The organism is Salinicoccus sp. ID82-1 (assembly GCF_021991715.1).
Lineage (GTDB): Bacteria > Bacillota > Bacilli > Staphylococcales > Salinicoccaceae > Salinicoccus > Salinicoccus cyprini.
Genome location: NZ_JAGFLY010000001.1, coordinates 600,515 through 619,383 on the forward strand (window position 1 = coordinate 600,515; position 18,869 = coordinate 619,383).

Consider the following 18,869-nt stretch of genomic DNA (forward strand, 5'->3'; position numbering starts at 1 on the left):
TATTTTAGCCTAAATGATAAAAGTGGTATAATTGGCAGTAGAAAATTTGAAGGTGGGTGCTATATGAATCTATATAGTATAGAAGACCCGTCATTTTTGAAGCAGAAAGATGATGAGGAACTGAAGGAACTGGCACAGGATGTAAGGGAGTTTCTGATCCAGTCATGCTCGAGAACAGGCGGCCACATCGGTGCCAACCTCGGCGTAGTGGAACTGACGATCGCCCTGCATAAGCATTTTGATTCACCAGAAGATCGGCTTTTGTTCGATGTTGGACATCAGGCATACATTCATAAGATCCTCACTGGACGCATCAGTGAGTTTGAAACACTCAGACAGTATAAAGGCTTGTGCGGATTTCCCAAGATGCGTGAATCCGAACATGATGTCTGGGAGGCAGGACATTCATCCACCAGTCTATCAGCAGCCATGGGGATTGCCAAGGCACGGGATATCAAAGGCGAGGGTCACCACGTCATCCCGATCATCGGAGATGGCGCGCTGACAGGCGGAATGGCGCTTGAAGCACTGAATCATATCGGCTCCGACAGGACGGATATGACCATCATCCTGAACGATAATGAAATGAGCATAGCACCAAACGTGGGCGCCTTGCACCACATGCTCGGCCGCATGCGGACGAATACGCAGTATAATCGCGTCAAGCACGATATAGAAGACTTTCTGAACCGTCTGCCGCAAGTCGGGTCGAGGCTGCGAGATATGGCGGACAGAATAAAGGACAGCATGAAATACCTCGTTGTGGACGGCGTCTTTTTCGAAGAGCTCGGCATCAAGTATATCGGTCCCGTCGATGGGCATGATTTTGCTGCATTGTCGAACGCCATACAGATTTCAAAAGACTACAAGGGACCGGTCGTCATCCACGTCATTACGAAAAAGGGCAAGGGCTACCATCCGGCAGAGGATGACAAGCTCGGCAAATGGCATGGTCTTGGTCCGTACAAGATGGATACCGGCGAAGTGCTCGGCAGCAAAACCACGCCATCATGGAGTGAATTCATGTCGAATACTGTCCTCGATCGTGCGCTCGAGGATGAACGCATCGTCGCTCTGACACCGGCCATGCCGGTCGGCAGCAAGCTGACAAAATTCCAGAATACACTGCCGGAACGGTTCTTTGACGTCGGTATCGCCGAACAGCACGCGGTCACCATGGCAGGTGGACTTGCTGCAAGCGGCATGAGGCCGTATCTGGCCATCTATTCGACATTTCTGCAAAGGGGCTATGACCAGCTGCTGCATGATGTCGATCGCCAGAACCTGAATGTTTTCCTCGGCATCGACAGGAGCGGACTTGTCGGAGCGGATGGTGAAACACACCAGGGTGTATTCGATATCAGCTTCATCTCCCCGCTGCCGAACATGACTTTGATGATGCCTAAAGACGAGCTTGAAGCAGAGCAGATGATCGATCTTGCATTCAGCCACGAAGGGCCGGTCGCCCTCAGATATCCGCGCGGCAACATCAAAGGAGTGGAGCAGAGTGGAAACGCCAAGCCGCTCAAGTATGGCCAGTGGGAAGAACTGGTCGAAGGGGAAGATATGACGATCATCTCTTTCGGTCCGACACTCGATCTTGCGATCAATGCAGCTGTCGCACTCAAGGAGAATGGTGTCAGCGCCAGAGTCATCAATGCGCGTTTCATCAAGCCGATGGACGAAGCAATGCTCCAGTCTCTCGGGATTGAAGGGAATCCAATCCTTACAGTTGAGGAATCCATGCTCACAGGTGGGCTCGGCAGTATGATTGCAAGTTTCATGACCGACCATGGCTTCACCAATCCTCTCAGAAGAATTGGTATCGACAATGAATATGTCGAACATGGTGACGTCAACAGGCTGCTTGAGGATATCGGCATCACAACCGACAATATCATTCTGCAGTCCCGAATACTACTGGAGCAGAACAATGAAAAAGAAATCAAGAATTGATGAATATCTCCACGACAACTTTAATCTCGGCACGCTGGAAGCGGTCAGGCGGATCATCATGGCCGGAAAAGTACTGAACAGCAACCAGCCGGTATACAAACCTTCTGAGATGATAGATATCTCGAAGGCGGATATCCGTTTCAAAAATATAAAGCCTTATGTTTCAAGGGGCGGCGTCAAGCTCGACTATGCCTTAAAAGCATTCGGGATCGATCTTGACAGCAGTATTGTCACCGATATCGGCAGTTCAACAGGCGGATTTACGGACTGTTCGCTTCAGAAAGGTGCCATACATGTTTATGCAGTGGATGTCGGTACCAACCAGCTCGACTACAGGTTGCGTACAGATGCACGCGTGACGGTGATGGAGCAGACGAATTTCAAGGATACAAAAGTGGCGGATTTTCCCATGCTGCCTGATGTGCTTACCATCGATGTTTCTTTTACCTCCATTGTCCCGATACTGAGGCATATTACCGAACTGTTCGATCATGAGTATGAAGTGATTGCCCTGATCAAACCCCAGTTCGAGTCCTATCTGGAAGAGCGGGAGGAAAGTGGCATCATCACTTCGAAAGCGACGCATGAAAACGTCATCCGCCGTGTACTTGAAGCATGCAGCAGCATCGGCCTGCATGGCACGGGACTCGACAGGTCTCCGATTACGGGTACTAAAGGGAATATCGAGTATCTGCTTCATCTCACATCCTCCGATATTTCAGCTACTGCAGTACAAGAAAAGGACATTCAGCAGATCGTCTATGGCTGATGTCCTTTTTTTCGTGTTGCTGGCATTCATTCTATGATATCATATGTATAAATATACAAAATGCGAAAACGAGGAGGAACATCATGTCGAATAAATCGATACGACAGATCAAAATCAGGGAAATCATCACCAACAGCAAGGTGGAAACACAGGAGGACCTGGTCGAAAGGCTGAATGAATACAACTTCAATGTGACACAGGCCACGGTATCAAGGGATATCAAGGAACTGCAGCTCATCAAAGTGCCTACACCAAGCGGTTCATACGTCTACAGCATGCCGAAAGACCGGAAATTCCATCCACTTGAGAAGCTTGGGAGGTATCTGATGGACAGTTTTGTTAAACTGGACTATACGGACAACCTTCTGGTATTGAAGACACTGCCCGGCAATGCCCAGTCCATCGGCGCAATCATCGACCAGCTGGAATGGGAGGAAGTTGTGGGCACCATATGCGGTGATGATACGTGTCTGATGATATGCCGGAGTGAAGATGCACAGAATGAGATTAGGGACCGGATATTCAATCTGATCTAAATTGGAGTGTTTAATTTGCTGATACGTCTGAAAATCAAGAATCTGGCTGTACTGAAGGATATCGAACTGGATTTCGACAGTGGGCTGACCGTCATTTCCGGTGAATCAGGTGCCGGTAAATCCATGATCATCGAGGCCATAAGATACCTCTACGGGAAACGGGCTTCCATCGAAGATATCAGATATGAAACCGAGGGTGCACTTATCGAAGGCGTCTTCGACTTCCCGCAATCGGATACAATCCGGGAACTGCTTGCTCAGAATGATATCGAAGAGGATGAGCTCTACATTGTGAGAAGGGAAGTCATGCAGAACCGCAAAAGCATCATCAAAATAAACTCCCGCATGATCACCCTCGGTGCACTGAAGGACATCATGGATGAGGTCGTCAGTATCCACTCCCAGTCCTCCCAGTCGGAAGCCCTCGAGCACGGCAAGCATATTCTGTACCTGGACCGCTATATTGACGTAGCGGACAGGGCGTCATTCGGAAAATATCAGGAAAGCTTCGAAGAATTCAGAGCTCTGGAAGCAAAAATCAAGGAGCTTGAATACAAGGATAAGAATCGGGTTCAGCAGCTGCAGATGTACAAGCACCAGTTCGAGGAACTCGAAGCCATGGCGCTCGTTCCTGATGAGGAGGAGAGGCTCGAGGAGGAGATCAGCTACCTCGACAACTTCGAAAAGATCAGCAATACACTCTCATCGATCCAGGCACAGCTCAGTTCCGAGTATGCCCCGCAGAACATGCTCTATGACATCCATAGCCATATCGACACACTGTCGAACTTCGACGAGAACTACAAGCAGTATGGGGATACCGTTCTTGAAGCGTACCATCTGCTCGATGAGCTCGGCAGCAGAGTGGGGAGCGACCTGTCCGCACTCGACTATGATGAGGAAAGCCTGAATGTGAAGCAGTCCCGGCTGTCGGACATCAACTCCCTGAAACGAAAATACAACAAGACGCTCGATGAGCTGATCGAATACAGAGATGCCCTGGCAGAGGACATCGAACAGCTCGGCAACATTGCACAGTCTTTCGAAGCACTGCAGAACAGACGTGCACAGGCTCAAAAGCGGATGGAGCAGTACGCAAAGGACCTGCATACCTTCAGGCTCGAGCAGAAGCACTTTCTTGAGAACAGGATCAAAAAGGAGCTCAACGACCTTGATATGCCAGGGGCCGATTTTGAGATCAGTGTGCGGGAAGGTGCATTTGCCCCGCGCGGCTACTCGGACGTCGAGTTTCTCATCTCCACCAACGCAGGGGAACCGCTGAAGTCGATGAACCGTATTGCCTCAGGGGGTGAAATCGCCCGCGTCATGCTGGCATTGCGGACGATCTTTACGGAATCCGATGCCCAGAGCCTGCTGATTCTCGATGAGATCGATACAGGCGTCAGCGGCCTTGTCGCCACACGCATGGCTGAAAAAATGCAGCTGCTGTCAAAATCACGCCAGGTCATCTCCATATCCCACCTGCCGCAGGCAGCTGCGCTTGCCGATCATCACCTGTATGTATCAAAGAAGACTGCAGACCAGCGCACTGCATCTGTTGCAGCATATCTTGGCGCAGATGATCATGTGTATGAAATCGCCAGAATGCTCAGCGGTTCCGATATTACAGAAGCCGCGCTCGAAAATGCAAAAACACTGATTGAAGCCAAAAATAGAGATACGAACTAGGTTCGTATCTCTATTTTCTATTTTCATCTTCTGTTTTATTCGCCTGCTCAAGAAACTGTGCCTGCATTTTTTTCTGGCGCTGTTCGCGATGCAGTATATAGCCGCCGATGAACCATACACCTGCAGCTGTCAGCAGCAGGCCGACGATGAACTGGACGACGGTGAGGGTGAATGGGTCGTTGACGATGCCGAAAACGCTGTCCCTCATATACTTTATGCCAAGCCCTGCCAGGAAAACCGGTATGACCAGTATGGCGAGTGCAATAATTTTCTTCATAATATCACCTTGAATATCTGGATATGTTCATTATAACCGAAGTGAAAAGAGGAATAAAATATATGTCTTTTGAAAACCTTCAGAATTTTCCAAGTTTGACCAAATTCATGTAATTTAAATTCCGAATATGTATAATAAAAAGCATAGGGGAGGTACACACATGAAATTTGATGAAATTTTCAAAGGGGACAATAATAAAATGATAGCGCTTTCAGTATGCCGGGCGGCTGATCCGGAAGTGCTGGAACCGATTCTTCGCATTATTGATGAAAAAGGCGTAAGATGTCATCTTGTAGATGACAGGGGAACTCTCGAGACCATGCTGGCTTCATATGGAGACGATCATCTCTCTGATGGACGGATCACCATCCATCATGCACAAGATGACCACTCGGCTGCTGCAGTCTCCCTCGAGCTGATCAGTTCGGGACAGGCAAATGTACTGATGAAAGGGCTGATTTCAACATCGGTTCTGCTGAAGGAAGTTCTGAACAGAAAATACGGACTGATACATAACAGCCTGCTCAGTCATGTTGCACTGTTTGATGTGCCGCACTACCATAAGGCCATCATGCTCAGCGATGCCGGAATGAACATTTCACCTTCGATTGAAGACAAAAAGAAAATCATAGACAATACACTCGAATGTGCCAGTCAGCTTTCGGCTGACGAGCCGAAAGTGGCGCTGCTCGCTGCAGTGGAGAAGGTTTCCGAAAAGATGCCTGCCACCGTTGATGCAGATGCACTGGCACGTATGGATGTTAAAAATTTTAAATATAGTTGTACAATAGAAGGACCACTGCAGTATGACCTCGCCATCTCGGAGGCGGCGGCCCGCCACAAAGGACTCCAGTCCACTGTGGCTGGGGATGTGGACATCCTCATCGCCCCTGGCATCGAAGCAGGGAATATACTCTACAAGTCACTGGTCTACTCGGCAGGTGCGCGCGTTGCTTCCATCATCATGGGGGCAAGTGTACCGATCGTACTGACCTCAAGAGCAGACAGCGCCGAAGATAGATATAATTCCATAAACCTGGCAATGAAGATTTCCAAATAACAAGATGGAGTGATGAAAATGATATTTGAAAAAATGGAGAAATACGGATACGAGCAATTGATTTTCTGTCATGATGAAACAAGCGGATTGAAAGCCATCATCTGCATCCATGATACGACACTCGGACCGGCACTCGGTGGCAGCAGAATGTGGCAGTATGATTCGGAGGAAGAGGCGATTGAAGACGTGTTGCGCCTGGCGAAAGGCATGACCTATAAGAATGCTGCAGCCGGACTCAACCTTGGCGGCGGCAAGACTGTCATCATCGGTGATGCTTCCAAAGACAAGTCGGAAGCTTTCTTCAGAGCACTCGGCAGATATGTCCATAGCCTTGGTGGCAGGTACATAACAGCGGAAGATGTCGGCACAACGGTCGAAGACATGGACCTCATCTACCAGGAAACGCCGTACGTATGCGGCATCAGCGAGTCCTACGGTTCAGGCGGCAATCCGAGCCCTATGACTGCCTACGGCGTCTACGTGGCGATGAAGCGTACAGCGAAGGAAGCATTCGGTGATGATTCGCTTAAAGGCAGGACCATTGCCGTACAAGGTGTCGGGAACGTATCCTACAGCCTGTGCAGGCATCTTCACGAAGAAGGTGCCAAACTGATCGTTACAGACATCAACCAGGCGTCCATAGACCGTGCAGTGAACGACTTTGGTGCCGAAGCAGTCGGCATCGAGGAGATCTATTCGGTCGATGCGGATATTTTTGCCCCTTGTGCACTTGGTGGTGTGCTGAATGACGAGACGATTCCGACACTCAAAGTGAAAGCCGTCTGCGGCAGTGCAAACAACCAGCTGCTTGACAGTGACAAGCACGGGACAATGCTTGAAGAGAACGGCATCGTCTATGCACCGGATTATGTCGTCAACTGTGGCGGCGTCATCAATGTTGCAGATGAACTGCAGGGATATAACGCAGATCGTGCGAAGAGCAAAGTGGAGGAGATCTACAAGCAGATGGATAAGATCTTCTCGATTGCGAAGCGTGACGGTGTCACACCTGCTGTTGCTGCCGATCGACTGGCTGAAGAGAGAATCGACAGCATGATGCGCGTCAGAAGCACTTTCTCACAGAATGAAATGACAACGCTCAGCAGGAGGTAGGACGAGCGATGACATATACCATTCTCGTCGTCAATCTTGGTGGAACTTCCACCAAGGTGGCGCTTTATGAAAATGATGAAAGTATTGTCGTTGAGACATTGAGGCATCCGACAGAAATCATCATGCAGCCATTCCATGAACAGATCGAATTCAGGTTCAAGGCGATCATGAGTTTTCTTGAGCAGTGCGATGTGGACCCTCAGGATATCGATATTGTCAGTGCACGCGGTGGCGTGCTGAAGCCGATCCAGGGCGGCACCTATGACATCAGCCGGGAGATGGTCGAAGATCTCAGGGAAAACAGGCATGGCCAGCATGCTTCAAACATGAGCGGTGTAATTGCAGACCGGTTCCGGGCTCGTTACGGTTGCCAGGCGGTCATTACGGATCCGGTCGTGGTGGATGAACTGATCGACGAAGTCCGTCCGACAGGTCTGAGAGGTATAGAAAGACGATCGGTCTTCCATGCACTCAACCAGAAGGCGGTCGCACGTAAATATGCTGAATCCATCAATAAGAGCTATTCCGATATCAACGCCATCGTCTGCCATATGGGGGGCGGCATCACAGTCGGTGCCCATAGGCATGGCAAGGTCATCGATGTCAACGATGGCCTGTCCGGCGAAGGACCGATGAGTCCGACAAGGACGGGTTCACTGCCGAACGATCGTCTTGCACGATACATTCTTGAAAATGATATGGATTATGACAGTGTCTATGACGTGCTCACCAAAGAGGGCGGCTTCATTTCACTCGCCGGCACCCAGGATGCCATCGAACTCGAAGAACGGGCACTGGCCGGGGATGGAGCAATCGAAGCAATATTCAGAGCGCTCGCAGCCCAGGTTGCCAAGGAGATCGGTTCACGTGCAGCAATACTGAAAGGGAACGTCGACCAGATCATCTTTACAGGGGGGCTCGCCTACAGCCAGTATCTCATGGATCTTATCATCCCCTACATCTCCTTCATTGCGCCCGTTGCAGTATATGCGGGTGAAGCGGAAATGCAGGCACTTGCAGAAGGCGCCTATCGTGTACTGACTGGACAAGAAGAAATGAAAACCTATGTGTAGGAGTGGATATAATGGCATACGAATATGATCTGGTCATCCTTGGTGGTGGTACTGCCGGCTATGTGGCAGCCATCAAGGCAAGCCAGCTCGGTTTGAAAACTGCAATCGTGGAGAAGGAGAACCTTGGTGGCACTTGCCTGCATAAGGGCTGCATCCCGACCAAGAGCATGCTCAAATCGGCGGAAGTGGCCTACTCGATGCGTAATGCAGACCTGTATGGCATCAGTTCCGTAGCACCTGAAATCGACATGTCGAAAATACAGGGCCGCAAGCAGGAAGTGGTGGACCGGATGCATGGCGGAGTCAGACACCTCATGAAAAAGTACAAGGTGGATATTTTCCGAGGACACGGACGGATACTCGGTCCTTCCATCTTCTCACCGATGGCCGGTACAGTGGCAGTGGAGCATCCAGAAGACGAAGAGGCGGAAAGTGAAATACTGGTCAACCAGCATGTGCTGATAGCAACAGGTTCACATCCGCGTCCACTTCCGTTCCTGCCATTCGATCATGATGTCGTGCTGTCAAGCGATGACATGATGTCACTCGACCACATACCACCCAGAATGGCGATCATCGGGGGCGGTGTCATCGGCCTCGAGTTTGCCAGCATGCTGACCGATCTCGGGTCTGAAGTGACTGTCATCGAAGCGGGTGACCATATCATTCCGCTTGAAGACAAGGATATCGCCACGCAGCTGAAGAAATCTCTCGAAGCCCGCGGCGTCATCTTCAAAATCGGCAGTGCCCTTGACGAATCACGCATTGATCGACAGGAAGCGTCCATCACGCTGAAGCTCGATGATGGTGATGCATCATTCGACAAAGTGCTTGTCGCAATCGGGCGTGCACCGAATACCGATGATCTTGGGCTCGCAAATACGAAGATCAGACTCGATAACGGCTATATAGAAACCAATGAATATTATCAGACAAAGGATGCACACATGTATGCTGTCGGCGATGTCATCGGCAATCTTCAGCTCGCCCATGTCGCGACAAAGGAAGCTATTGCTGCAGTCGAGCATATGGCAGATGAAAATCCCTATCCGCTGGACTACAATGGTGTACCGAGATGCATCTATACCTATCCTGAGGTTGCTGCCATCGGCATGACTGAACAGGCACTCAAGCAGCAGGGCATCGATCATTCTGCTCATAAGGTGCCTTTCGCAGCTGTCGGCAAGGCAGTAATTTCCCATGGAGACAAAGGGTTTGGTAAAATACTTATAGACCCGAAAACAAAAGATATACTCGGAGTTTCGCTGATCGGCCCTGGCGCAACCGAACTGATCAATGAGGCAGCCCTGGCAAAATTCCTGGATGCTTCAGCACTCGAACTCGGCAGCGCCATCCACGCACACCCTTCAATCGGAGAGGTGCTGATGGAACTCGGCCTTGATGCGGAAGGAAAAGGGATCCATGTATAAGGAGGATACGACATTGTTGGACTATAAAGAAGCAGGCCTCGAGTCAGAGGACCTGAAGAATATGTATCGTACGATGTATCTTGCAAGAAAGCTTGATGAAAGAATGTGGCTGCTCAACCGTGCAGGCAAACTGCCTTTCGTCATTTCCTGCCAGGGACAGGAGGCGACACAGGTGGGTGCCGGATATGCACTTGACCGTGAGGTGGACATCATCAGTCCATACTACAGGGATCTAGCGCTTGTCACCCATTTCGGCATGACAGCAGAGGAGACGATGCTGTCCGCTTTTGCCAAGAAAGGGGATATTTCAAGCGGCGGCAAGCAGATGCCTTCCCATTTCAGTAAGAAATCATGCAACATCATGACACAGGGCTCGAGTGTAACAACCCAGCTGCTGCATGCTGTCGGTGCGAGTTTCAAATTCAAGATGGACGGTGAGAAGCGGGTGGCACTGACAACGCTCGGGGAAGGCTCTTCAAACCAGGGGGACTTCCACGAGGGACTGAATTTCGTCGGTGTCCATGACCTGCCTTTCATCTGCATCATCGAAAACAACAAATACGCCATCAGCGTACCGCGCGAGCTCCAGTATGGTGCAGACAAGTTGTCCGACCGTGCACTCGGATACGGCATGCACGGCGAGCATATCGACGGCAATGATCCGATCGCAGTCTACAAGGCTGTCAAAGAGGCGCGGGAACGTGCAATCAACGGAGAGGGCGGTACACTGATCGAAGCGATGTCCACCCGGCTGACTGCCCATTCATCGGACGATGATGACAGCTACCGTGAGAAGGAAGAACGTGAATCCATGAAGGAGACAGACTGCCTGGTCAATTTCAGAACCTATATTCTGGATAAAGGCGTAGCAGAGGAAGCATGGTTCGAAGAACTGGAAAAAGAAATCAAAGCGATCGTCACCGATGCGACAAAGGCAGCGGAAAAAGCCCCCTATCCGGATGCACGGGAAGCATTGACGCACGTGTACGAGGAGGTTCAGCATGGCTAAAATATCCTATCTGCAGGCAATCCATCAGGCACTCGACTTTGAGATGGGCCAGGATGACAGTGTATTTGTCCTCGGAGAGGACGTAGGCAAGAAGGGCGGCGTCTTCAAAGTGACCGCCGGACTCCAGGAAAAGTACGGAGAAATGCGCTGCCTGGACACCCCTCTGGCAGAATCGAACATTGTCGGCACCAGCATCGGTGCAGCAATGATGGGGAAAAGACCAGTGGCCGAAATCCAGTTTGCGGACTACATTCTGCCCGCAACCAACCAGATACTGAGTGAAGCGGCGAAGATCAGATATCGTTCCAACAATGACTGGAACTGCCCGATCGTCATCCGTGCGCCATTCGGCGGCGGCATTCATGGTGCACTCTACCATTCCCAGTCGGTCGAGACCCTCTTTACGTCGACACCGGGATTGAAAGTTGTCGTACCTTCCACACCTGCCGACGCCAAAGGACTGCTCATTTCAGCAATTCGTGACAATGATCCTGTACTGTTCTTCGAGCACAAGAAGGCCTACCGCCTGCTCAAGGAAGAAGTGCCGGAAGGCGAATATACCGTTCCGATCGGCAAGGCCGACACCAAGCGGGAAGGCGATGACATCACGGTCATTACATATGGCCTCTGCGTCAACTATGCCCTTCAGGCAGCCGAACGTCTGGCGAAGGACGGCTACGAAGCGGAAGTCCTCGACCTCAGAACCATCTATCCTCTGGATAAGGAGAGCATCATCAAAGCGGCTTCAAAAACAGGCAAAGTACTGCTTGTGACGGAAGATAACCTCGAAGGCAGCGTCATCAGTGAAGTTGCTGCGATCGTCGCGGAGAACTGCCTGTATGATCTCGATGCCCCGATCATGAGACTCGCCGGTCCGGATGTACCATCCATGCCGTATGCACCTCCTATGGAGGACTTCTTCATGGTCAATCCGGACAAGATCGAAGCTAAAATGAAAGAGCTTGCTGAACATTAAGGAGGACAAGAGTTATGGAAAAAGTGCTGATGCCGAAGCTCGGTGAGAGTGTAACGGAAGGTACTATTGAAAAATGGCTGGTCCAGCCAGGAGATGCTGTTGAGGAATACGATCCCATATGCGAAGTGATCACCGATAAGGTGACGGCTGAAGTTCCTTCAGTCTTCAATGGCACCATCAAGGAACTGCTTGTCGACGAAGGGGAGACTGTTGAAGTCGGCACACCAATCTGCATGATGGAAACGGAAGACACGGGCGAAGCTGCCCAGACAGATGAGCCTGTAGCAGAAGACGAAGCAGAAAAGCAGGAAGAGGTGCCGGCTGAAAAAGAACCAGCTCCACAGAAATCGAACGCCGGCAAAAGTACAGGCCGCATTTCACCTGTCGTCATGCGTCTTGCTGAAGAGAATGGCATCGACCTGTCGACGGTATCCGGATCCGGTTTCGAAGGTAGAATAACGAAGAAGGATATTCTGCAGACGATTGAAAACGGACCATCGGCACAGAAAGAAGAACAGACCAATCATTCGATGTCAGCAGAACCAGCGAAGACAGAACAATCCACACCGACAGCAGCTCCGGACACTCAGGAAGCAGTCGTTGCTGGAGAAGAGATTCCTGTCAAAGGCGTCAGAAAAGCCATCGCCGACCGCATGGTGCAGTCCAGCCTGGAGATTCCACATGCCTGGCTGATGATGGAAGTGGACGCGACGAACCTTGTCAACGTCAGAAACAGCCACAAATCGGATTTCAAGAAACAGGAAGGATACAACCTTACCTTCTTCAGCTTCTTTGTCAAAGCGGTCGCTGAGACATTGAAGGAATACCCGATGCTGAACAGCTTCTGGCAGGGGGACAGGATCATCGTCAATAAGGATATCAACATCTCCATTGCGGTGGCCGGTGATGATAAACTGTATGTTCCGGTAATCCGCAATGCCGATGAACTTTCCATCAAAGGCATCGCCAGACAAGTCAGTGAACTCGCCGACCTCGGTCGCAGACATAAGCTGACCAGTGCCCATATGGCAGGCGGCACATTCACTGTCAACAACACCGGGGCATTCGGTTCCGTGCAGTCGATGGGGATCATCAACCAGCCGCAGGCAGCCATACTGCAGGTGGAATCCATCGTCAAAAAACCGGTCATCATCGATGACATGATCGCCGTCAGACATATGGTCAATCTATGCCTTTCCATCGATCATCGCATACTCGACGGTCTCATTGCAGGACAGTTCCTGAAGTCGGTCAAAGAGAAAATTGAAGCCTATTCATTGGAGCACACTTCAATCTATTAGACTTTACAAAAATCTTTTCCCGCTATAAACTTAGGTGGACAATAGCAAGTGGCAATGTGATGAACAGTTGCCGCCGAGAAGGAGTTTTTATAATGAATATGGATTTCAATATGTACATGAATGATATTGTCAGCCAGGCAAGAAGTGAAATCAGGGAAGCCGGCTACACGGAACTGACGACACCTGAAGCTGTGGATGAATATTTGAATAAAGAGGGAACCTCCCTTGTCATGATCAATTCGGTCTGTGGTTGTGCCGGCGGCATTGCCCGTCCTGCTGCCAAGCATGCACTGAACTATGACAAGCTGCCCGATCAGCTACTGACGGTTTTTGCCGGCCAGGACAAGGAAGCGACTGAACACGTACGTGAAAAAGCAACGGACTTCCTGCCATCATCACCATCATTTGCTCTATTCAAAGATGGCAAAATTGTCGATATGATCGAGAGGCACGAAATTGAAGGTCACGAGACAATGAGTGTCATTACGAATCTGCAGGCATGGTTCGAGGAGCACGGCAAGGAAATCTAGGAAAAGAAAAAGAGGTCCCGAGGGACCTCTTTAATTTGATTACATCGTTGTCAGCATGCTGACGCCGAACAATACTCCTGAAATGACAATCAGAAATATCATAAACCAGATTACTGCCTTTTGAAATTTTCTATTGTTCATGAAATCATCCTTAAATTATTACTCTTTACATTATAATATACGTCAAAGTGACAATCAACTCAACAACTGGAGGAAATGACCAATGAATCAGGACAGACTTGTCAATCAATTTATGGAAATGGTTAAAATAGATTCCGAAACCGGCTATGAAAGGGACATGGCAGACTACCTCCTTGCAACATTCAAAGAAATGGGCATTGAAGCAAAAGAGGACGATACACAGGAAAAGACCGGCTATGGCGCAGGAAATATACTTGTAAGACTTGAAGGGGATGCTGCCAAGGCACCTGTCTATTTTACCGTCCACATGGATACCGTAGCACCTGGAAAGGGCGTCAGGCCATCCGTTGAAGGAGACTACATCGTCAGCGACGGAACAACCATTCTCGGCGCCGATGACAAGGCCGGCATTGCTGCACTGATAGAGGCTATCCATACATTGAAGGAGTCCGGCATCACACACGGTGATGTGGAAATCGTCATCACTGTAGGAGAGGAGTCCGGACTGGTCGGAGCCAAGGCATTTGATGCCGGACAGCTCAAAAGCAGATTCGGCTATGCCATCGATTCTACCGGAAAGGTCGGCACAGTGGTCACTGCAGCACCGACACAGAGCAGGATTGAAGTGAATATCCATGGCAAGAAGGCTCATGCGGGTGTGGCACCGGAGACAGGTGTCAGCGCCATCAATATCGCAGCACGTGCCATCAGCCAGATGAAGCTCGGACGGATCGATGAAGAGACGACAGCCAACATCGGAAGATTCGAAGGCGGCACTGCAACGAATGTCGTAACAGACCACGTCCATCTGCTCGCTGAAGCCAGAAGCCTGGATAACGCCAAGATGGAAGCCCAGTCCAATCACATGAAGGAAACATTTGAAAATGTTGCCCGCGAGATGGGTGGGCGTGCAGATGTCGATGTCGAGGTCATGTATGCTGCCCTCAGTGCATCCAATGATTCCGAAGTCGTCCGTACTGCCGTCAGAGCGATTGAAAACATCGGCCGGAATGCGGACCTGATCAGCCTTGGCGGAGGCAGTGACGGTAATATCTTCGCAGGCGCGGGCATTGAAACGGCAATACTTGGACTCGGCTATGAAAATATCCATACAACAGAAGAGAAGATGCCGATTGAGGAACTTGCAAAGATTACAGAACTCATTGTTGAAATCATCAGAGTGCAGAATGACAAGGAGGTTGAAGCATGATATACGATATTGGAGTTATCGGACTCGGGGTGATGGGCACGAATATTGCCAAGAATATGTCGCGCAATGGCTTTGAGGTCATCACATTCGATTTTTATGATGACGTCAGGGAAAACCGTATGAATGAACTCAAGGAGGAGAATGTCGACATTGCCTCCTCGCTGGAAGCCTTCATCAACAGTCTCAAAAAACCGAGAAACATCCTTCTTCTCGTCAAGGCTGGTGAAGTGACGGACATGACAATCGAACGGATCACCCCCTACCTTGAAGAAGGCGATACACTGATCGACGGTGGAAACGAGCAGTATGAGAATACACGCCGCCGCAACAAGACACTGACCGAGAAAGGTGTCAATTTCATCGGCATGGGTGTCAGTGGCGGTGAAGAGGGTGCCTTGAATGGGCCTTCACTCATGCCCGGCGGTCAGCGGGAAGCCTACGATAATGTCAGCGATATCCTGGAGAAGATCGCCGCCAAAGCGGATGATGGCAAACCATGCGTCACCTATATCGGCAGTGATGGCAGCGGCCACTACGTAAAAATGATCCATAACGGTATTGAATACGCCGATATGGAGCTGATTGCAGAGAGCTACTATTTCATGAAGCACGGTCTTGATATGTCGAACGATGAAATGAGCAAAGTGTTTGATGAATGGAACAAAGGCGATCTGAACAGCTATCTGATTGAAATCACCGCGCGCATTCTCGAGTTCAAAAATGAGGATGGCAACTATGTGCTTGATCTGATACTTGATAAGGCCGGGCAGAAGGGGACAGGCAAGTGGACAGGCATCGAAGGTCTGAAACTCGGCATCCCTCTATCCCTGATTACGGACAGTGTCTTCGTAAGATGTCTCTCAAGCCTCGTTGAAGAGCGCAGACTTGTCAGCGAAGCCTACAACAGCCCGATGAAATCCATTTCAGCAGATGACAAGGCAACGATTCTTGAAGACTTGAAAAATGCACTCTACATCAGCAAGCTGATGTGCTATTCCCAAGGTTTCAGACTGCTCAGGGAAGCAAGTGAAATCTATGACTGGAATTTGAAACTTGGAGAAATTTCCATGATCTGGAGGAAAGGCTGCATCATCCGAGCCCAGTTCCTTGAAGAGATCAACAGAGCATACGAGAATGCACCGGATCAGAGCAATCTGCTGCTCGACGACTACTTCAGGAACGTTGTGCAGTCGAATCACCCGAGTCTGAGAAAGATCGGCATTCTTGCCATTGAAAATGAAATACCGATGCCTGCATTCCTGAGTGCACTATCCTATTTCGACAGCATGAAGCAGGAGAGGGTTTCAAGCAATATGATCCAGGCTCAGAGAGACTACTTTGGTGCGCACACATATGAACGCATCGATCAGCCCGGCATCTTCCATACTGACTGGCAATAGAAAAAACTGCTCATCATTTCTGATGAGCAGTTTTTTCAGTTTTCTGCATAAAGTGCCTGCCATACCTGGACTCTTGATTCATCCGAAGTGAAGTCACGCTGGCTTTTGAGCACCTCGATGGAGAAGTTGCAGTTGAGATCCCTCGATTCTTTGAGGTGCCATCTGCGGAATATATACTGGTATATTTCCTGTGCTGTTACGGACGGGATACCTTGTGATTCGAAGATGACGAATTCGCTTGATTCCGTGTACGTCTCCTGGAAAGGGGATTCCAGAGATGAGGCCACACCAATCGTCAGTTCCATGTCGCCATCTATATACCGTTCGTGCATGATGATGCCCTTTGTGCTGCCGTTGTTATATCTCAGCAGTTCATCAAGAATATTATTTCTTTCAAGATAGGCAAGAAATTCATATTTCATTCTGCTGTCATAGTCCTGAAGCGAAAAGGTCCGGACAGCACCTGTAATTCTGAAGCTTTCAATACGTGCATATCTGGAGGGGTACTTGGGCCGGTCGACAGGCACCACTTCAAACGAAATGCGTTCGGTCAGGTCCAGTGCATCCATCTGCCGCTCGGTTTCATAAGGCGAAATGCCGAAAGCTTTCTGATAGGCCCGCTTGAAGGCGTCGACATCGTAATAGCCGTAGTACTTGGCAATATCGATCAGTCTTCTATGGCCGGCCTTCAGTTCGTAGGCTATTTCGGTCATTCTCCGCTTCACCTGATACTCATAGGGTGTCATGCCTACAAGGGAGGTGAAAATCGTAATGAATGATTTCGGTTCAACTCCCATATCATCGAGTACTCCATCGTAGTCGATATTGTCACGGATATGATCTTCAATGTAGATGATGAATTTTTCTATGAAATTTACAGTTTCCATGAGTATCCTGCTTCTCCGATCATACGTCCCACCACTTGAAGCCGTCTTTCGACAGCAGCAGGCTGCTTTTGACGGGACCATTGGAGCCGGATCTGTAGTTCGGGAACGATGCAAGGTCATTTTCCCACACTGCGTTTACCGGGTCGACGAATGACCATGCATTCATCAGTTCCTCATAGTGGGTGAAGTTTGTTGCATCACCATCCAGACAGTCGAATATCAAGTTTTCATAGGCATCGACAGTACGGGCGAGATCTGTCGGATCAACCGAGTAGGAGAGTTTGATCTCCTTGGTGTCCTGCTCACCGGCATAATCCTTCACATTCAGGTGCAGCGTGATGCTTTCATTCGGCTGGATGCGGATGACCAGCAGATTTTTGGCAAGACGATCATCGGATTCGTTCTGATAGTACAGATTCATCGGCACTTCCTTGAATTCGACAACAATTTTGGTTTCTTTATTCTTCATGCGCTTTCCTGTACGGACGTAGAAAGGGACGCCAGCCCATCTGAAGTTATCGATGAACAGCCTGGCTGCGATGAAGGTCGGTGTGTTCGAGTTCTCACTGACGTTCTCTTCCTCCCTATAGCTTTTGACATATTCACCATCGGCTGTGCCTTCATCGTACTGTCCGCGTACAAAATACTTTCTGACATCCTCTGCTTCGACTTTTCTCAGGCTTTTCAGCACCTTGATCTTCTCTTCTCGGATGTCGTTGCTGTTCAGGCTGACCGGCGGCTCCATTCCGAGCAGGGAAACGACCTGCAGCATATGGTTCTGGAACATGTCACGTACTGCACCGCTTCTTTCATAGTATTCCGCACGATCGAGCACGCCGAGTGATTCGGAGGAGGTGATCTGGACATTCGATATATAATGATTGTTCCAAAGCGGCTCGAACAGACTGTTGCTGAAACGGATCACTTCTATATTCTGGACCATCTCCTTGCCGAGGTAATGATCGATACGATAGATCTCGTGTTCCTGGAATGATTTGGATATTTCCTCATTGAGCTTGTAGGCACTGTCATAATCCTTGCCGAACGGTTTCTCGATAATCAGCTTTTTGGACCCTTCAGTTTCGGTGATGCCTGATATTCTCAGATTGTCGGTAATATCTGTAAAGTACTGTGGTGGCATGGCCAGGTAGAAAAGTCTGTTGCCGCCTGTATCAAGCGTACGCTCAATATCCTCGAACTTATTCTTCAGTGATGAATAGGTATCACTTTCCGTTATGGACAGTCTCACGTAATGGACGTGCGTAAGAAACAAATCCAGACCTTCCAAAGTTTCAAGCTTGCCATTTTCACTGATGGCGTTTCTGGCGATTTCCCTGAAATCATCATCGGTGATATCGCGTCTTCCGACAGCAATCAGTGCAAAATCATCTTTAAGAGAGCCTTCCTGGAACAGGTGAAAGATGGAAGGCAGGAGTTTTCTTCTTGATAGGTCGCCGGTCGCACCAAACAGGGCGATTGACACTTTAAATGGGTGTGTAGTCATATCCAACA

The 18,869-nt window shown here is 49.6% G+C and carries 17 protein-coding genes and 2 pseudogenes; 15 read left to right on the forward strand and 4 right to left on the reverse strand.

Translation table 11 applies throughout. The annotated features are described in order from the left end of the window. The first annotated feature begins 63 nt into the window (after positions 1 to 63). The 4 genes from dxs (at position 64) to recN (ending at position 4,950) form a co-directional block, all read left to right on the forward strand. Entirely contained in the window at positions 64 to 1,956 is a 1,893-nt protein-coding gene (gene dxs / locus J4760_RS03115; protein WP_145286196.1) for a 1-deoxy-D-xylulose-5-phosphate synthase, read from the forward strand. Further along, the gene (locus J4760_RS03120; RefSeq protein WP_145286199.1) at positions 1,934 to 2,725 is read left to right on the forward strand and encodes a TlyA family RNA methyltransferase; all 792 of its coding nucleotides are present in this window, start codon (positions 1,934 to 1,936) and stop codon (positions 2,723 to 2,725) included. Before dxs ends, J4760_RS03120 begins: the two co-directional genes overlap by 23 nt. 83 nt (positions 2,726 to 2,808) lie before the next feature. After that, positions 2,809 to 3,261: a transcriptional regulator AhrC/ArgR gene (ahrC, locus tag J4760_RS03125; RefSeq protein ID WP_145286201.1), complete on the forward strand. Its 453-nt coding sequence runs from the start codon at positions 2,809 to 2,811 to the stop codon at positions 3,259 to 3,261. A gap of 15 nt (positions 3,262 to 3,276) precedes the next feature. Further along, on the forward strand, positions 3,277 to 4,950 hold the full coding sequence (gene recN / locus J4760_RS03130) for a DNA repair protein RecN (RefSeq protein WP_237604757.1): 1,674 nt from the start codon (positions 3,277 to 3,279) through the stop codon (positions 4,948 to 4,950). 10 nt (positions 4,951 to 4,960) lie between these two features. Here recN and J4760_RS03135 read toward each other — a convergent pair whose 3' ends face one another. Continuing rightward, entirely contained in the window at positions 4,961 to 5,227 is a 267-nt protein-coding gene (locus J4760_RS03135) for a DUF2627 domain-containing protein (RefSeq protein WP_145287357.1), read from the reverse strand. Between the two features lie 160 nt (positions 5,228 to 5,387). On the opposite strand from J4760_RS03135, the gene J4760_RS03140 reads away from it, so the two are divergent. From J4760_RS03140 to J4760_RS03175, 9 genes and pseudogenes are all read left to right on the forward strand, one after another. Further along, the gene (locus J4760_RS03140) at positions 5,388 to 6,287 is read left to right on the forward strand and encodes a phosphate acyltransferase (RefSeq protein ID WP_237604758.1); all 900 of its coding nucleotides are present in this window, start codon (positions 5,388 to 5,390) and stop codon (positions 6,285 to 6,287) included. Positions 6,288 to 6,305: 18 nt separating this feature from the next. Further along, the gene (locus J4760_RS03145) at positions 6,306 to 7,400 is read left to right on the forward strand and encodes a Leu/Phe/Val dehydrogenase (RefSeq protein ID WP_145286209.1); all 1,095 of its coding nucleotides are present in this window, start codon (positions 6,306 to 6,308) and stop codon (positions 7,398 to 7,400) included. A gap of 8 nt (positions 7,401 to 7,408) precedes the next feature. Beyond that, positions 7,409 to 8,473 (forward strand): butyrate kinase, encoded by a 1,065-nt coding sequence (buk, locus tag J4760_RS03150; RefSeq protein ID WP_237604759.1) that lies wholly within the window; start codon positions 7,409 to 7,411, stop codon positions 8,471 to 8,473. Positions 8,474 to 8,484: 11 nt separating this feature from the next. Further along, positions 8,485 to 9,903 carry a dihydrolipoyl dehydrogenase gene (gene lpdA / locus J4760_RS03155; RefSeq protein ID WP_145286215.1) on the forward strand — a complete coding sequence of 473 codons (1,419 nt, stop codon included), beginning with the start codon at positions 8,485 to 8,487 and terminating at the stop codon, positions 9,901 to 9,903. 13 nt (positions 9,904 to 9,916) lie between these two features. Continuing rightward, positions 9,917 to 10,912: a thiamine pyrophosphate-dependent dehydrogenase E1 component subunit alpha gene (locus J4760_RS03160; protein WP_304621185.1), complete on the forward strand. Its 996-nt coding sequence runs from the start codon at positions 9,917 to 9,919 to the stop codon at positions 10,910 to 10,912. Beyond that, complete coding sequence (locus J4760_RS03165) at positions 10,905 to 11,888, forward strand: alpha-ketoacid dehydrogenase subunit beta (RefSeq protein ID WP_145286221.1); 984 nt, start codon at positions 10,905 to 10,907, stop codon at positions 11,886 to 11,888. Before J4760_RS03160 ends, J4760_RS03165 begins: the two co-directional genes overlap by 8 nt. A gap of 29 nt (positions 11,889 to 11,917) precedes the next feature. Beyond that, positions 11,918 to 12,064: pseudogene (locus J4760_RS13295) on the forward strand (biotin/lipoyl-containing protein); the annotation flags it as partial. A 192-nt stretch (positions 12,065 to 12,256) separates the two neighbouring features. Further along, positions 12,257 to 13,189: pseudogene (locus tag J4760_RS03170) on the forward strand (dihydrolipoamide acetyltransferase family protein); the annotation flags it as partial. A 92-nt stretch (positions 13,190 to 13,281) separates the two neighbouring features. Beyond that, entirely contained in the window at positions 13,282 to 13,719 is a 438-nt protein-coding gene (locus tag J4760_RS03175) for a BrxA/BrxB family bacilliredoxin (RefSeq protein ID WP_145286226.1), read from the forward strand. 39 nt (positions 13,720 to 13,758) lie between these two features. Here J4760_RS03175 and prli42 read toward each other — a convergent pair whose 3' ends face one another. Continuing rightward, positions 13,759 to 13,860: a stressosome-associated protein Prli42 gene (gene prli42 / locus J4760_RS03180; protein WP_186365461.1), complete on the reverse strand. Its 102-nt coding sequence runs from the start codon at positions 13,858 to 13,860 to the stop codon at positions 13,759 to 13,761. A gap of 82 nt (positions 13,861 to 13,942) precedes the next feature. Between prli42 and J4760_RS03185 the strand changes: the two genes are divergently transcribed. Further along, the gene (locus J4760_RS03185) at positions 13,943 to 15,070 is read left to right on the forward strand and encodes a M20/M25/M40 family metallo-hydrolase (RefSeq protein ID WP_145286229.1); all 1,128 of its coding nucleotides are present in this window, start codon (positions 13,943 to 13,945) and stop codon (positions 15,068 to 15,070) included. Continuing rightward, a complete protein-coding gene (gndA, locus tag J4760_RS03190) occupies positions 15,067 to 16,470 on the forward strand; it encodes an NADP-dependent phosphogluconate dehydrogenase (RefSeq protein WP_145286231.1) in 1,404 nt (467 codons plus the stop codon). The genes J4760_RS03185 and gndA overlap by 4 nt, the downstream gene beginning before the upstream one ends. A 35-nt stretch (positions 16,471 to 16,505) precedes the next feature. On the opposite strand, the gene J4760_RS03195 is transcribed toward gndA, so the two are convergent. Together J4760_RS03195 and zwf are read right to left on the reverse strand one after the other, a co-directional pair. After that, positions 16,506 to 17,357: a helix-turn-helix domain-containing protein gene (locus J4760_RS03195; protein WP_145286234.1), complete on the reverse strand. Its 852-nt coding sequence runs from the start codon at positions 17,355 to 17,357 to the stop codon at positions 16,506 to 16,508. A gap of 19 nt (positions 17,358 to 17,376) precedes the next feature. Further along, positions 17,377 to 18,861 carry a glucose-6-phosphate dehydrogenase gene (gene zwf, locus J4760_RS03200; RefSeq protein ID WP_237604761.1) on the reverse strand — a complete coding sequence of 495 codons (1,485 nt, stop codon included), beginning with the start codon at positions 18,859 to 18,861 and terminating at the stop codon, positions 17,377 to 17,379. Positions 18,862 to 18,869 lie beyond the last annotated feature (8 nt).